Raw genomic sequence first — 16,593 nt, forward strand, 5'->3', positions numbered from 1 at the left:
ACCGTCTTAGCCGTTGCGATAACTTAACTCAACTCTAAACGAAACCCTGGCAAAACATCCTCCCCTGACAATACCACAGGCATCCCCAGCACCTCCACCTTTTGCCCCTGGCGATAAATTTCCACCTGTTTCTCTTTGGCATTAATCAACCAACCCAACTGCAACCCACTCGCTAAATACTCCTGCATCTTATTCTGTAGCGGCTTTAATCTATCCGTGCGAGAACGTAGTTCAATCAAAAAATCCGGGCAAATCGGTGGAAACCCCTCTCGTTCCTCCTGAGTTAACTCCTCCCACCTTTGCAACTCAACCCAAGCGACATCGGGAGCTCGATCGCCACCTCCGGGTAAACTAAATACAGTCTGAGAGCTAAACACCACTCCTAACTGAGTTTCTTCATTCCAGATTACAACTTTTGCAATCAAACTCGCTTCTTGGCTGCCACTTTCACCACCGATAGGTGTCACAATAATCAATTCTCCATTCGCTGAACGTTCAAGCTGTAAATCGGGATTCGCCTGACACAATTGAACAAACTGTTCTGATGTCAGAGTGGTAATTGGCTCTAAATTCAGTGCCGTTGTCATCGCATTATCTCCTTATCTGGGCAGATATAACCAAGATCACTCAACAACTCACTTGTTAACTTGTCCAAACTTAATATCGGCATTCTTCATCAGTTATACCCTATCTATGGCTGTCTGCCTTTGCGATCGCACTTATTGCTTTAAGAGCCGTGAACTCAAGTTCCGGCTTAAAGCTAAAACCCGTTTAAACGGGTTAAAACGTCTAGTCAGCTTGAGCTGACTTTAGCTATTAGCCGGAAATTTATTTCCCGGCTGACCTTTGTTTGTGTAGCTGCGACTTTCTCCTCGCCATGGCAAAAAGGGATTTACTCCTCCAGTGGAACGTCTGGGAGTCGGGGCTGTACGGATCAGTACCCCCGCTTACATGGATGTGCGATCGCATCTAGCGAAGACAGCGCAACGACTAACCTCGCTGGGGATTCTGTGTCTTTGTGTCCCTGTTTACCAGAATTACCAATATTATGTAACTACATGTACCCCAGTTACTCTAGAACAGTATAATTTTGCCCAGATTGAGTTAAGTGTAAATTTTTGTGAATAATATTTAGAGCGAATACTTTAGTAAATGTAAATAAATGTAAAGTAAAGTGAGCAACTTCCTATCGAATTGTGTCAAACGCGGGCGAAAACGCTGCATCGGTCAGCATTTTCTGGTAAAACCACTAAAGTTGCCCTAACTGTAACGCCAAGCCGATTCCAAGGGAAATCAAGCCAACCTTCCCTGGAACCCTATCAATGAGAAGAGAACACGCATCAAAAGGAGCGAGAACAGTATGTTCACTCACGTCAAGTCCACCATTCGTCACATCACCCCCGATGACCCCAAGAATCGTCATGTACTGAAGGTGGTCTATGTCGTGCTAGAGCCACAGTACCAAAGTGCCTTATCTGCGGCGGTTCGTTCAATTAATCAAAATCAGCCGGATATCGCCATTGAAATCAGTGGCTACTTAATCGAAGAACTCCGCGACGAACAAAACTATCAGGCATTTGAGCAGGATATTGCCCAAGCGAATATCTTTATCGCCTCGCTAATCTTTATCGAAGACTTAGCGGATAAGGTAGTCGCCGCCGTTCAACCCCATCGCGATCGCTTAGATGCAGCGGTGGTATTCCCCTCCATGCCTCAGGTGATGCGCCTAAACAAATTAGGCAGCTTCTCCATGGCACAACTGGGTCAATCCAAGAGTGCGATCGCCCAGTTTATGAAGAAGCGTAAAGAAAAATCGGGATCATCCTTCCAAGACGGGATGCTGAAGCTATTGCAGACGCTGCCCAAAGTCCTGAAATATATGCCTATCGACAAGGCACAGGACGCCCGCAACTTTATGCTTTCATTCCAGTATTGGCTAGGGGGTTCCTCCCAGAACCTGGAAAACTTCCTGTTAATGCTGGCAGATAAATATGTGCTTAAGGGAAAAACCCTAGAATTTAAAGACCCGGTGGTTTACCCAGATATGGGTATCTGGCATCCCCTGTCGACCAAGATGTTTGAGGATGTCAAAGAGTATCTCACCTGGTATAACAATCGCGACGATATCTCCGAGGATTTAAAAGATCCCTTCGCCCCCTGTGTCGGTTTAGTTCTGCAACGTACCCACCTGGTAACTGGGGATGATGCCCATTATGTGGCAATGGTACAGGAATTAGAAGCCATGGGCGCACGGGTTCTGCCTGTGTTTGCTGGGGGATTGGATTTCTCCAAACCCGTGGATGCCTTTTTCTATGAAACGCCCAGCAGTAAGGGACAAGCCAACGTTACTCTAGTGGATGCGGTAGTGTCTTTGACCGGATTTGCCCTAGTTGGGGGTCCAGCGCGACAAGATCATCCCAAAGCCATAGAATCCTTAAAACGCCTCAACCGTCCCTATATGGTGGCATTACCCTTAGTATTCCAAACCACAGAAGAGTGGGAAGGGAGTGACTTGGGACTGCACCCGATTCAGGTAGCCCTACAAATTGCTATTCCAGAACTCGATGGCGCAATCGAACCGATTATATTATCCGGACGAGATGGCACCACCGGGAAAGCGATCGCGCTTCAGGATCGGATAGAAGCCGTGGCAAACCGGGCGCTGAAATGGGCAAGCCTGCGCCGTAAGCCAAAACTGGATAAGAAGGTGGCGATTACGGTATTTAGTTTCCCGCCAGATAAAGGGAATGTGGGAACCGCCGCCTATCTGGATGTCTTCGGGTCAATTTATAAAGTCATGGAAGCCCTGAAGCATAACGGCTACGACGTGGAAGACTTACCCGAATCCGCCGAAGCCTTGATGCAAGAAGTCATCCATGACGCCCAAGCCCAATATGCAACCCCAGAACTGAATATTGCCTACCGGATGTCCGTGATGGAGTATGAACGGTTTACCCCTTACTCCAACCGTTTAGAAGAAAACTGGGGTCCACCACCAGGACATTTAAATAGTGATGGACAAAACCTGCTGATTTATGGTAAGCAATTCGGCAATGTGTTTATTGGCGTCCAGCCCACCTTCGGCTATGAAGGTGATCCCATGCGGCTACTGTTCTCCCGTTCCGCCAGTCCTCACCACGGATTTGCCGCCTACTACACCTATTTAGAACATCTCTGGCAAGCGGATGCCGTACTGCACTTTGGGACTCATGGGTCATTGGAATTTATGCCCGGTAAGCAGATGGGGATGTCGGGAGATTGTTACCCAGATAACTTAATTGGTTCAATTCCCAATCTCTACTATTACGCGGCGAATAATCCCAGTGAAGCCACGATCGCCAAACGGCGCAGTTACGCCGAAACCATTTCCTACCTCACCCCCCCGGCGGAGAATGCAGGGTTATATAAAGGATTGAAGGAACTGAATGAATTAATTGGGTCCTATCAAACCCTGAAAGACACCGGACGTGGCGTTCCAATTGTGAACACAATTATGGATAAATGCCGCTTGGTGAATCTGGATAAAGACATCGCCTTACCGGAAAAAGACGCCAGCGAACTGACCTCCGAGGAACGGGATACCCTAGTGGGGTTAGTCTACAAAAAGCTGATGGAGATTGAGTCGCGGCTGTTACCCTGTGGGTTACACGTCATTGGCAAACCACCCACGGCTGAGGAAGCGATCGCGACTTTAGTTAATATAGCCAGTCTGGATCGTCCAGAGGAAGAAATCCTGAGTCTCCCCCGAATTATCGCCAACAGCCTTAACCGGGATATCGACGAGATCTATCAAAATAACGACCGAGGTGTCTTAGCGGATGTACAGTTACTCCAAGACATCACCCAAGCCACTCGCGCGGCTGTAGGGGCGTTAGTCCAAGCCCAAACCGATGCCGAGGGGCGGGTGTCCAAGGTAACGAGTCTGAATTTCTTTAATATGCGGAAACGCACCCCTTGGATTGAAGCATTAATTGATGCGGGGTATTGTCAGATTGACTCTGATGCAATTAAGCCCCTGTTTGAATATCTGGAATTCTGTCTCCAGCAAGTCGTGGCGGATAACGAACTCGGCGCGATGCTGAAAGCGTTGGAGGGGGAATATGTGCTACCCGGACCCGGCGGTGATCCCATCCGCAACCCGGATGTATTACCCACCGGTAAAAATATCCACGCCCTTGACCCCCAATCCATCCCCACCACCGCCGCCATAAAATCGGCAAAAATTGTCGTAGACCGCTTATTGGCGCGACATCGGGCGGAAAATGGCGGAATTTGGCCCGAAACCATTGCCTGTGTCCTCTGGGGAACCGATAATATCAAAACCTACGGGGAATCTCTGGCACAAATCATGTGGATGGTTGGGGTGAAACCTGTTCCCGATGCGTTGGGGCGAGTGAATAAGTTAGAACTGATTTCCCTGGAGGAATTAGGGCGTCCCCGGGTGGATGTGGTGATTAACTGTTCTGGCGTATTCCGGGATTTGTTCATCAACCAGATGAATCTGTTAGATCAAGCTGTGAAAATGGCGGCTGAGGCGGATGAACCTGAGGAGATGAACTTTGTTCGCAAACACGCGGTAAAACAAGCAGAAGATATGGGAATTAATCTGCGCCAAGCGGCGACGCGGGTGTTCTCCAATGCATCGGGTTCTTATGCAGCGAATGTGAACCTGGCGGTAGAGAATAGTACGTGGGAAAGCGAATCCGAGTTACAGGATATGTACCTGACGCGGAAATCCTTTGCCTTTAGTGCAGATAATCCGGGAACGATGGAACAGAATCGCCAGATTTTCGAGTCGTCATTGAAAACGGCGGAAGCGACGTTCCAAAATCTGGATTCCTCAGAGATTAGTTTGACGGATGTGTCTCACTATTTTGATTCTGATCCGACGAAGGTGGTATCAACCCTGCGTCAAGATGGGAAAACGCCTGCATCCTATATCGCCGATACGACGACAGCAAACGCCCAGGTAAGGACGTTATCGGAGACGGTGCGTTTAGATGCGCGGACGAAGCTACTCAACCCGAAATGGTATGAGGGAATGCTGAGTCACGGGTATGAAGGCGTGCGAGAACTCTCGAAGCGGTTAGTCAATACGATGGGTTGGAGTGCAACGGCTGGCGCGGTAGATAACTGGGTATACGAGGAAGCCAATGAGACGTTTATCCAGGATGAAGAAATGCGGAAGCGGTTGATGAATTTGAATCCTCATTCCTTCCGCAAGGTGGTGTCCACGTTGTTGGAAGTGAATGGACGCGGGTATTGGGAGACGAGTGAGAGTAATCTGCAAATGTTGCGCGAGTTGTATCAGGAGGTTGAGGATCGGATTGAAGGGATAGAATAGTCGGTGACATGACGATTGTGTAGAGACGCGCCATGGCGCGTCTCTACATCATGATCGGAGAAAACCCATAATCTTGTATAGCAATCCTAAATAGGATGCAACAAGTAGACGGCTTGAAATCAAGGTATAGCAAGGGTTTCAGTTTTGAAAATTGCCACAATCAATTTAGGATTGCTATATAAAACCAATATCGGGTGGAATCCCATTAACCCACCAGGCGACAAAGGGTTGATATCTCCTCACCATCTGTACCCGCGATCGCACATTTTTATTCGCTGATGTTATAGTCGGTGATATGACCATTGTAGAGACGCGCCATGGCGCGTCTCTACATCATGATCGGAGAAAACCCATAATCTTGTATAAAACCAATATCGGGTGGAATCCCATTAACCCACCAGGCGACAAAGGGTTGATATCTCCTCACCATCTGTACCCGCGATCGCACATTTTTATTCGCTGATGTTATAGTCGGTGACATGACCATTGTAGAGACGCGCCATGGCGCGTCTCTACATCATGATCGGAGAAAACCCATAATCTTGTATAAAACCAATATCGGGTGGAATCCCATTAACCCACCAGGCGACAAAGGGTTGATATCTCCTCACCATCTGTACCCGCGATCGCACATTTTTATTCGCTGATGTTATAGTCGGTGACATGACCATTGTAGAGACGCGCCATGGAACGTCTCTACATCATGATCGGGGAAAACCCATAACCCTGTACAAACCCATGACCTTGTACAAAGGAAAATATCGGGTTGAATCCACCCGATTACCCCACAGAGACTATAGCGCAAATGGCTGGTATTTCGTCACCATTTGTACACGCGATCGCACGTTTTTCTTTGGTGATGTAATATCAGGAGAAATACACCTGTCCAAGATTGGGCAAATCGCCCAACAATTCTGGGCAGAAATTCCCACTCATTTCAAATATGTGTGTATTGATGCCTATGTGATCATGCCCAATCATATCCATGGAATTATTGTAATCGACCGCCCACATAATACAGAGACGCGCCATGGCACGTCTCTACACCAATCCCCAAGCCAGTCAAAAGATTCTGCCAACAAATTTGGACCACTAAAGCCAAATTCATTGCAGTCTATCGTAAACGGTTACAAATCATCTGTCACTCGCTGGTGTAGGCAAAACGGTCACGAATCTTTTGCTTGGCAACCGCGATTTTATGACCACATCATTCGCGCTGATGAATCATTAGACCGAATTCGAGACTATATTATCAATAATCCGGCTAAATGGGAAGATGACAAAGACAATCCCGCAAATTTGTGGATGTAATCGGATAACTTACATTCACGTCTCCTCCAGCACCAACTAGAGGACGTTTTTCCAAAACATCTCTACAATTATTAAATAAGCCCCGATCCCTAATCGAGTAATGACCCTCCTTACCGTTAACCCCTATAAAGTCGGTCCTCCAGTTACAGGAACTGACTTTTACGGGCGAACCGAACTGTTATCTAAAGTATGCCAAGCTCTAATTCGTTCAAATGTTGTTCTGCTACAAGGACAACGTCGCATTGGCAAGACTTCGTTCTTACAACGATTACCTAATTTTCTGAGTAACCAGGCTGGGCAGGCACGGCTGATCTTGCCTATGGTACCCGTTGCCTTTGAGATACAAGAATACTTGCAGGTTCCGCCCCTGTTACCGATTATCTTTGATATTCAACGCTATGTTCAGGACACACTGCCCCAATTTCAACAGCATTTAGCTAACACTATTGCCAAGGAGATTCAACTTCCTGTTCCTAGCCTGAGTGAATGGGAATCTAATCCTATCCTGTTCCGCGATGTTTGGTTACCCCAAGTTTTTGAACGTCTGGATAAAAAGGGACTGGTAATTATAGTCGATGAGTTTGATAACTTAGGAGAGCAGACAGGTAATAGAGCTAATGAGGAATTAGTTCCCTTTTTGGGTCAATTGGTGGCTGGAGAGCAACGGTTGAAGTGGATTTTTACAGTTGGGCGACATATTGGTAGATTACCAATTCAGTATGATCCTATCGTCAGTCCAGCTGTACAATTTCGCCTTAGTTTCCTCTCAAAACAAGAGGCAGAGAAACTCATCATTAATCCCGCGTCAGAACTACTAACTTATGAACCGAATGCGATAGAACGTATATATCAACTGACTAGCGGTCATCCTCATCTTACCCAAGCTTTGTGTTCAGAAGTCTTTGAACGAGTAGTTTTTGAAGAAGAACGCGATATTGCCACGGTGGAAGATGTAGAGACGGTTATCCCTCATGTTCTCAAAGCTTATGAAGGAGCTATTGCTAGCATAGTCCGTGTACCTGCTTTAGAGGAGCGTGTACTAGCTGCAGTAGCTCAGTTAACAAGTGAGGAGAAAGCCGCCTGTCGAGAGGAAATTATTGAGTTACTTTTGGCAAATCGTATCCGACTGGAAAGGGATGAACTTACCGATACACTAGATAGCCTTTTAGCATGGGAGTTATTAGTGGGTGATGTTCAGGGTGTTCGCATAGCGATTGAAATAATACGAATCTGGATTACTAAAAATGTATCTCTAGAACCGAGCCGAGAAGAAGAAATTGACATTCAATACATCCTAGCGCAAAGCCGCTATGAGTTTGCGGAGAAAGCGCGTCAGGCTGGAAAGTATAACCTAGCCATTAAGGATTATCAAGAGGCACTTGAATATATTCCTAACTATTGTGAAGCTTTGCGGGGACTAACAGAAGCCTACCGACTTAGCGGTGACTTAGCTGGCAGAGCAGACACCCTACAGAAGTTATACTTACATAAGCGCAATGTTATGCCAGAACTCGTGGAAGCTCTAGTGGACTATGCTCAACAATCTGAAAAAGAGGGTGAATTTTCTATTGCAGCCGAGCAATATGAGAAACTGCTCAAGCTGCAAAATCGTGAAGTTTGGCAGCAAAAACTTGAAAAAAGTCTTATGATAGAGTGGCAAAGATGTATTCAAGAAGCTCAGGATTATTTAGACTCCAATAAAACACTACAGTATAAACCAGCAGACGAGTTCCAGCAACTCCAAGAAATATCGAAGAAATTGATCAAAGCCTATAAAAACCTAGAAAATAAATTAAATGCTTTTACGAATTTTGAAATTTGCCATAAAATAAAAGGAGAAGAGGAAATAGTTTTAAACAGAATTATAGTCTCTGCTTCTAAACTTAGAAAAGAATGGAAAGAAGTTTATAGAGTCTGTAAAAATCTAGAGGATGTAGGATTTGAATTAAAGCAAAGTGAAAAAGATGCATTAAAACAAGCAGCTCATAGCTACTTTAATATATATATTGTTTTCATTTTAGTTTCTATAACAATAGCCTGTGTCTTTATTGGGATAAAAATAAATTTAATTAAGTTAATTAGTTATATTGTTGACCCTTTACTATCACCCATCATTATTTTTGCAGTTATTCTTATTCTAATGGCAATTGCCTTAACAATATTGCAAAGTATGTTACAACGAGTTGAACCTTTAAGTTTTCAAGTTTCCAAATTTTTCCTAAGATTACACTTTGGAGATAGATAAGTTGTGAATCCATTAATCAATCCTTTTATTCGGAGTGGAACTCATCCAGAACAAGCTATTGTAGATCGCAGGCGAGCCAGTCGTTTATTCAGCCCCCTGGTTGCGGAAGGAGGTGCATTAAACGTATATGGTGAGCGATGCATGGGTAAAAGCCTAATGCTTCAATACATTGCTGAACCACCACATGACTGGCGAGAAGCACACTTCCAAAACTATATTTTTACTTTTTTCAACTGTCAGGACATCGTCATCCCCTTCACAGCAAACAACTTTTGGACTCAAGCCACCAAAACTCTAGAGAGAAAAACTGAAGATAGTCCAATCAAAGAAAAATGTCAGGCGTTGCTAGCACGGATAGAAGAAGGTACTGAACTAGGAGCAAATGATTTTCATGAGATTCTTGATGTAGCCGCAGGCGCTGGCAAACGTATTGTTTTAGTTTTGGATGATTTCGACGCTTTAATTCGGACTGACACCGAAAACCTTGACAGCACTCGCACCTTCTTACAGGGACTACGTTCCTTAACAACCAGAGATTCTAATAAAGCCAATCTAGTTGTTGCGACGCGCTACTCCCTTCAAGAATTATGCAAACCTCTAGCTGTTCAGGGTATGTCTCCATTTGAAAATGGGTTTGCCAGTTACCGCTTACAGAGATTTCGCGACAATGATATACTTCGCCTGTTACAGCGAGTTGAACAGACAGAACAGACATCTTTTATCCCTTTAGAAACTCGTTACGTTATTTACTTATCCGGTTATCATCCTCACCTTGCCCAGATTGCTGCTGCTGAGATTTTCGACCAGCGAATAGAGTCAGGTTTTCCGCTAAGAGACTTAACTCCAGTGGGAGAGCGATTTAAAGTCGAAGCGCGTTCTGTATTTGAAAGCTTATGGGAAGGAGCTAGTGAGATTGAGCGAATGCTGTTGATGCTCATTGCCTTACAAGACTTTGAGGGTGAAATTACCGATGCTCAATACAGTTTAAGTGACTTAAGCAATATTTTTAGCCAAAGAGAACGAGAACTCGATGAACTAACCGAGCGAGGTTTACTCAATCGAACTCAGACGAATCCACCAGCCTGGGGAATATTTTCTCCTATTTTCCAATGGTGGATAATCAAGGAGATTGAATCAAGTCCTCCGGAACAGTTGAGTGAGCGTCGTAAAGTCTGGGGAAATTTAGTTACTCAAAAGCAGGCAGACAAGCTAGGAAAAACTGTAGAATTAGTAAAGAACAATAAACAATTAATTGAAAAAGTTGGTCGATCAGTATTAAAACTAACTGGCGTGGAACTACCACCCTTGCTAGGTGGAGGTTAAATCTATTGGAAAAATGATGCTTCGCTATGAAATTAGCCTCTACTGGAGTTCAGAAGACCAGGCATTTATTGCCGAAGTGCCAGAATTACCAGGTTGTGCTGCTGATGGCGAAACTTACCAAGAAGCACTGCAAAATGTAGAAGTTATTATGCTCCGAGTGGATTGAAACCGCCAACGAGTTAGGGCGTCCGATTCCTGAACCCAAAGGTCGCTTGATATTCGCCTAATTGCTCAAGACAGAAGTGCGATCGCGTTTCTGCGTCGGTGTATTCGATCTTTCTCTGTTCGACAGTAGGGGCGCACCGACGTGCGCCCTTTCTCGTGTGTCCATGATATCAGTTTTTTCTTTATTTTCAGCTATAAAATCATTTCCATTCTCTTCCCCCTGACTCCCAATAAATATTTGTTCCTTTAATTGATGAGCAATTTCAGAAACCATGGGAATGCAGACCGAGTTTCCCACTTGCTTGTAACATTCTCCTAAATTTTCGTGCCGCTTAAAATTTTCAGGAAATCCCATAATTCTATAACATTCTTTAATCGTCAATTTGCGAACAGCCTTTTCTTGGCTGAGATAAATAAAGAATCGCCCCGATGTCTCTTGAGAAGGTATTGTAGGATGTATGCCTTCTACTGAATAAATTCTATTTGGTTGATGGTGAACCCTAGATAAATGATGAGTATTGGGTCTAACTCCTTTTTTCCAAATACTCTTATTATTCCGATATCCTACAAAAATTAATCCCGATTGCTGTTGTTTGGGTTTATCTATTAAGGTATAGCTGTCCGGCTCTAAATATTCAAAATTTTCAGAATTGAATAGAAAATTTTTTAATTTTGCTACACACTTATTTTTCTTCAATTTATTGAAATTAAATTGTTTATTTTTGGTGGCAACAATAATTATTCTTTCCCGGTTTTGGGGGACTCCAAAATCTTTAGAATTCAGCAGGCTATAATTGACGTTATATCCCAAATCTTCTAAAGAGTACAAAATCACCTTTAGGGTTCTCCCTTTATCCTGATGCATTAAATGTTTTACATTTTCCAGGAGAATAACTGGAGGTTTTTTGGCTGCGATTATTTCACAAATACGAAAAAACAAGGTACCTCGTGTATCCTGAAAACCTTTTCTTTTGCCACATATACTAAAAGGCTGGCAAGGAAACCCCGCCGTTAAAACATCAAAGTCAGGAATACTATTAATGTCTATTTCCCTAATATCACCTGCGGGTTTATCTAAAAAATTATTAAAATATACTTCCTGGCATTTGGGGTCAATTTCACAAGAATACACGCATTTATATCCCGTTTGTTCAAAGGCGATTCTAAATCCACCAATTCCAGCAAATAAATCAATAAATTTAATTTTTTCCATCCCTGTTTTTCAGCAACTTTGATTCCCTCATTATAAAACATGGTTACACGTTCTTTATCCAGGATGAAGAAGATGTAGAGACGTTGCATGCAACGTCTCTACATCATGATCGGGGAAAACCGATAACTTGATCACGTATTACATTGTGAAGTGCGGAATGTGGGTACTAGCTATCCTGCACAGCCGTTGAGGTATCAGCTTGAGGCGGCAGATAATAACTGGCAATAATTGCCACCATCAACCACCATACTGTACTCACCTGAGGACGATACCAAACTGTATCTACTAAACCATGAGACAACATTCCTACTATGGTAGCGATCGCGGCAATTAACCAAAAGCCTTGAGGATTCCGCAGGGTGCGGAGTCGGTTGATCAGTTGTACACCACGATTCACCGTAACCACGAGTAGCCAGAGAAAGCAAAACAAGCCAATAAAACCCGTTTCTACCGCCACTTCCAAAAAAATAGAATAGGCACTCAATGCGGTATATTTAGGACGTTGGTACAAGGGATAGATCTGATTAAACGCATTGTTTCCCGGACCAATACCAATAATCGGGCGATCGCGAATCATATCAATCACCGCCGCCCATACATTCATCCGGAAGTTATTACTACTATCTTCCCGCCCGACAAAAATACTTGCCACTCGCACTCGTACCGGTTCAACAAATAGCACCGCCAGAATAATTACCGCCGCACAACTCCCCAGCATCGCAGGCATTGCCCAAGGACGCCATTTTTCCGGTAATTGGATACTATACCAATACACGACCAGAACGGAGAAGACAAACAGACAGGCGACAAAACCAATCCAGCCGCCGCGACTAAACGTAAGAACCAGACAAGCGGAATTCACTACAAACATGGTTAAAGCTAACGCCTTTGGAAGCCATCTCGTCCAAGCAAACACCGCCGCTAAACTCAACGCCACAGCCGGAATCAAATAACCCGCTAATAGATTCGGATTCCCCAAATAGCTATAAACCCGCGTCAAATCCGCCGCCGCCGAATTAGTATCCGTCCAGGTTGCCAACGCTTCTGCGCCAAAAAACCACTGTCGTATCCCGTAAACGCTAACAATTAACGAAATATGCAGGAAAACGCCGATTACCCAAGAACGCAGACGGGTTGACCTGAGTACCCGTGCCATTAACGCAAAGAGTAATAAGTATAGCGTCAGTTTCACCAACCCCTGACGGGCTGCCACTTTCACCGGGGACATGGCTGTGGCAACGGTGGCAATTGACCAATACAGTAAAACCAACAGATGAATCGGTGTCACCTGAGGGCGTTCTCTCTCATCCGATACAGTCAGCAGTAGCCAAAACCCCGCACAAGCAATTAACAACACCCCGATGAGGGCAGTAGAGACAAAGGGCGCAACCGCAAACACAATCGCCACAAGCAACGCGCCCAAGGGTTCCGCCCACTGAAGCAGCCAACTCCCCCGCCGCCAAGCTTGCAGCAATCCCACGACGCGATATAAATAGCTAGCGCCGCGCCACTGATAGAAACGTAAGTTCGATAGAGTAACCTGTTGCCACACTGAATTCATAGATTGGTGATTGGTTGATTGTTTCCGATTTAGCACGCGATCGCACCTAAAAGCGATGGCACTGAAAATTTACATTTTGGAATCGCCGAAACCCCTGATATACCGTAGGGTGGGCATTGCCCACCAGCCTTAATCAGCCTGCCATTCCACCAAGAGAGCGATGCGTAGTTAAAACCCTGAGTAATACATTATTCCATCAACCCTATATCAGGAAAACATCTAACTCTCAAGCAACACTTTCTAACACAAAGGGTTGAGTAAAGGGCGACCCGATCAAAGTGAGTGGACGCCGTTGTTCATTTGGGCAAGCGGGTCGCCCCTACAGGAAAACTTATACTCGATCATGATGCGATCGCGGATTCTAGATTCTCTGCCTTATCTCCCTGAATCCGGTTACTATAGGCAGATTATATTGATTCGGTAGGGACACGATACTATCGTGCCCTAATCTCATCTAATGTCTGACTCGTTCTAACAGCAGCGCCTGAGTATCGTGTAACTCAAACGATCGCAGATCACTCACCTCCAATCCCGGAGACGCGATCAGTTTGTAGTAAGCGCTTTAGCGCTTGAGGAACTAAAGTGCCTACTACAAACATTTCCCTTAACTCACTCGTTCTAACAGCAGCGCCTGAGTATCTCGCAACTCAAACGATCGCAGATCACTCACCTCCAATCCTGGAGACGCGATCAGTTTGTAGTAAGCGCTTTAGCGCTTGAGGAACTAAAGTGCCTACTACAAACATTTCCCTTAACTCACTCGTTCTAACAGCAGCGCCTGAGTATCTCGCAACTCAAACGATCGCAGATCACTCACCTCCAATCCCGGAGACGCGATCGCAATCTGCCATTCGTCCAAATCCAGTTGTAGCCAGTCTCCCAGCGTCACCGTAATTGGATCACCGCCCATGTGAGACACCATCGCCATCTGATACGGCGTTTCACTCGCCCCCTCCTCTGTCGGTTGACTCCGCAAGCCATAGAAAAGGGTATAGTTATCCTCACTAATTCGATTAAACCGATCCAATCCCGATAAATTATAGTGCAACCAAGGATGATCATGACGGAAACGACGCAAGGTTAAATTAAACGCCGCTAATTCTGGCACCAAATAGTCCTCATAATTCCACACATTACAAGCTTGGTGCATATCTTCCATAAACGCCCTAGCAAATACCTTCAGCTTCCCGACATCCAACTCCGTCAACACCTGGGATTTTTCCGGTACATTCAGCTTCTGTAATTGTGCGGCTGATTTCCGCTGCGTTGCTTCCTGTTTAACTTCCTCTTTTTCTGACTCCGCCCCCAAATAACGCTGACATAAACTTGCCACTTCTTCTAAATCGTAATTCGTTTCTTCAATGGCGTCATAGAGTCCGCGCATAAACTGACGTAATTCATCAATTTTGCGGAACCCCATTTGCTTTAGCCGGGGAAAAATATTGTCTTGGTCATTATACACATACTTTTCCACCTGCCAATCTAAAAATCCTGCTTCTTCCGCCGCCACTTTCACCCCATAGCGATCATCAGTATTGCGGAAAAATCCCCAGGCGGCTTCCATTGTGCAGTTAATAAAGTCCATCGGTAAACCCGGACTAAACCCATACACCCATAGCGTTACGGCAGGATTATTATACGCCGTATTCAACACTTCCGGTAAACTTTTCCCCAAATTCCAATTAATTGGTAATCCGGGTTCGACTTGGGTTCCTCGGCGTAAGGTATCATGGTTTCCACACCCAGTAATCCAGTTTTCGCCAACCTGCATCACCTCACAAACCCGACGCCATTTCTTATCCCAAAACTTCTGCAAACCGGGGGTATTATGAGCAAAGATTAAGGGACCCCACTGAAACGCATCGGGCATAAATTCAACAATATCTCGATAGGTGGAAATCTCTTCCCACCCTTGGGCGGGCCACGGGCGTCCATCCTCAAAAATAGCAAAGAGTCGCCGCTGGTGTGACCCAATATCTTGCACTACTGCGCCCATATCGTTCAGGTAGGCGTCATCATATTCTACCCGCCCGGATAGTGGGTTGAAAAACTTGAAATCTTGGGCACCATCCACGCGAATCCCATCAACGCCAAAATTATTTTTCCGCCGCTGCATTTCTAATAAGATAGCCCGGACAACGGGACTTTGATGGTTCACATCTTGACCGTACATATTCGGTCCTTTCAGGAAGCGCCCATTCAGAACGTCTAACGCTTGGTTATCTGCATGACCATACACAATATCAAAGATGACTTGGATTGGACCCGTGGGGAAAGTATGCAGGGTACTAATAAACTCCACTAATTCATCCGGGCGCAGGGTTTCCAGGACAGAGGGATTGGTGGCTGACGATCCAAAAATAACGATATCATAACCCCAGTTTTGGATATCCGGTTTTTTCAGGGTGATTTTAATGTCCTCTGTTTCGTAATCCACCTGTTCGGTTTCCGGGTCGATTTCGTCTAGGTCATCTTCATTGAAGATAAAAAACCCTTGCCCCAAATCATGTTCCATCCGATATTCTACTGTGGGTTCAATGGGGAGAAGTTGCACCGCGTCATAGCCGATGTAACATTGTTCGGCTGGGGTTAAAGCATCATTGGCGTTGATTTTTTCTGCAATCCGTTGATAGATGCGGGTTAATCCTGCCAGTGTCCCTTCTTTAGCGGCGGTGGTGATATGAATCTGTAAAATATTACGCGGTGGATGAACGCGAATAATCCCGGATTCATCGGCGTCTCCTTGACCGAAATACTCCAAGTCGCTGCGTTTTTCTTGTAACTGATTTAGGTCATAGAGTTCGGCGGGGGCGTAGACGCCATAAGGTAAGGAATAGGCTAAAACATCGCCAATGGTTTGGATTTCATTCTGAAAATCTAGGTATTTTAGCCAATAGAAGGAACCTATTTGGTCTTTGGTTCCCGGACGCATTCCGGAAACGACGCCCCAGAAATATTCGCCTTGTTTTTCCAGTTGTAGGTGTTCCCGATGAACTTTGATCTTTTGGTTGGGTAAGGTGGGGTCAATGTCGTTCAGGGGGGTGAGAACTTCCAGATAAATGTTCTTCGGTTGGAACATATCTGCGGCGAGTTCGGGTGCCCAGAAGCCTATTTCGGTGAGTCCATCGGCACGGTGATGGGCACCGAGGCGGGTGGCTAATGTTTTGGCTTTGTTGAAGATTGTGTCGTCGGATTGTTGAACGCTATCTGCCCAATCGAGGAGTTTTTGGGTTTCGTCGGTGATTAAGGTGATGGGTGTTCTTTTGGTTGCGGTTTTTGTCATGTTTCTCTGGTAATTAATCAACAAAAGATTCGTTTTTGTCCCGTAAGCGGTGGCAGAATTTTTCAACGCAGAGGGACGCAGAGGTTCGCGCAGAGGGGCGCAGAGGGTTTTGGGGTAGGGGCGCGTAGCTGTGCGCCCACTGTCCACT

12 protein-coding genes and 1 pseudogene are annotated in these 16,593 nt (G+C 45.3%); 6 read left to right on the plus strand and 7 right to left on the minus strand.

What is annotated here, in order from left to right:
- Nucleotides 1-23: 23 nt before the first annotated feature.
- Nucleotides 24-587 carry a Uma2 family endonuclease gene (locus tag MC7420_RS03445; RefSeq protein ID WP_006098683.1) on the minus strand — a complete coding sequence of 188 codons (564 nt, stop codon included), beginning with the start codon at nt 585-587 and terminating at the stop codon, nt 24-26.
- A gap of 316 nt (nt 588-903) precedes the next feature.
- On the opposite strand from MC7420_RS03445, the gene MC7420_RS39090 reads away from it, so the two are divergent.
- Nucleotides 904-1,128 (plus strand): hypothetical protein, encoded by a 225-nt coding sequence (locus MC7420_RS39090; protein WP_157453014.1) that lies wholly within the window; start codon nt 904-906, stop codon nt 1,126-1,128.
- Between the two features lie 232 nt (nt 1,129-1,360).
- A complete protein-coding gene (locus tag MC7420_RS03450; RefSeq protein ID WP_006098491.1) occupies nt 1,361-5,344 on the plus strand; it encodes a magnesium chelatase subunit H in 3,984 nt (1,327 codons plus the stop codon).
- Between the two features lie 174 nt (nt 5,345-5,518).
- Here MC7420_RS03450 and MC7420_RS43195 read toward each other — a convergent pair whose 3' ends face one another.
- From MC7420_RS43195 to MC7420_RS39095, 3 genes are read right to left on the minus strand one after another with little or no spacing between them, the layout of a single operon-like run.
- Nucleotides 5,519-5,647 carry a hypothetical protein gene (locus MC7420_RS43195; protein ID WP_006098695.1) on the minus strand — a complete coding sequence of 43 codons (129 nt, stop codon included), beginning with the start codon at nt 5,645-5,647 and terminating at the stop codon, nt 5,519-5,521.
- A 25-nt stretch (nt 5,648-5,672) separates the two neighbouring features.
- A complete protein-coding gene (locus MC7420_RS41115) occupies nt 5,673-5,825 on the minus strand; it encodes a hypothetical protein (protein WP_006098583.1) in 153 nt (50 codons plus the stop codon).
- Between the two features lie 31 nt (nt 5,826-5,856).
- Nucleotides 5,857-6,009, minus strand: coding sequence for a hypothetical protein (locus MC7420_RS39095; RefSeq protein ID WP_006098583.1), 153 nt, complete (start codon nt 6,007-6,009; stop codon nt 5,857-5,859).
- Between the two features lie 73 nt (nt 6,010-6,082).
- Between MC7420_RS39095 and MC7420_RS03455 the strand changes: the two genes are divergently transcribed.
- The 4 genes and pseudogenes from MC7420_RS03455 to MC7420_RS03470 all read left to right on the plus strand — a co-directional run bounded on the left by MC7420_RS03455 (nt 6,083) and on the right by MC7420_RS03470 (nt 10,450).
- A complete protein-coding gene (locus MC7420_RS03455; protein ID WP_044204960.1) occupies nt 6,083-6,655 on the plus strand; it encodes a transposase in 573 nt (190 codons plus the stop codon).
- 100 nt (nt 6,656-6,755) lie between these two features.
- Nucleotides 6,756-8,900 carry an nSTAND1 domain-containing NTPase gene (locus tag MC7420_RS03460; protein WP_006098594.1) on the plus strand — a complete coding sequence of 715 codons (2,145 nt, stop codon included), beginning with the start codon at nt 6,756-6,758 and terminating at the stop codon, nt 8,898-8,900.
- Between the two features lie 3 nt (nt 8,901-8,903).
- Entirely contained in the window at nt 8,904-10,223 is a 1,320-nt protein-coding gene (locus MC7420_RS03465; RefSeq protein WP_044204722.1) for an ATP-binding protein, read from the plus strand.
- Between the two features lie 13 nt (nt 10,224-10,236).
- A pseudogene (locus MC7420_RS03470) lies at nt 10,237-10,450 on the plus strand (type II toxin-antitoxin system HicB family antitoxin).
- Here MC7420_RS03470 and MC7420_RS03475 read toward each other — a convergent pair.
- The 3 genes from MC7420_RS03475 to gghA form a co-directional block, all read right to left on the minus strand.
- A complete protein-coding gene (locus MC7420_RS03475; RefSeq protein ID WP_006098715.1) occupies nt 10,447-11,601 on the minus strand; it encodes a DNA cytosine methyltransferase in 1,155 nt (384 codons plus the stop codon). The pseudogene MC7420_RS03470 and the gene MC7420_RS03475 sit on opposite strands and share 4 nt — an antisense overlap.
- 166 nt (nt 11,602-11,767) lie before the next feature.
- Nucleotides 11,768-13,162: an IctB family putative bicarbonate transporter gene (locus tag MC7420_RS03480; protein ID WP_044204725.1), complete on the minus strand. Its 1,395-nt coding sequence runs from the start codon at nt 13,160-13,162 to the stop codon at nt 11,768-11,770.
- Between the two features lie 751 nt (nt 13,163-13,913).
- Nucleotides 13,914-16,445 carry a glucosylglycerol hydrolase gene (gghA, locus tag MC7420_RS03485; protein ID WP_044204964.1) on the minus strand — a complete coding sequence of 844 codons (2,532 nt, stop codon included), beginning with the start codon at nt 16,443-16,445 and terminating at the stop codon, nt 13,914-13,916.
- Between the last annotated feature and the right edge of the window lie 148 nt (nt 16,446-16,593).

Origin of the sequence: Coleofasciculus chthonoplastes PCC 7420 (genome assembly GCF_000155555.1) — a bacterium.
Classification (GTDB): Bacteria; Cyanobacteriota; Cyanobacteriia; order Cyanobacteriales; family Coleofasciculaceae; genus Coleofasciculus; species Coleofasciculus chthonoplastes_A.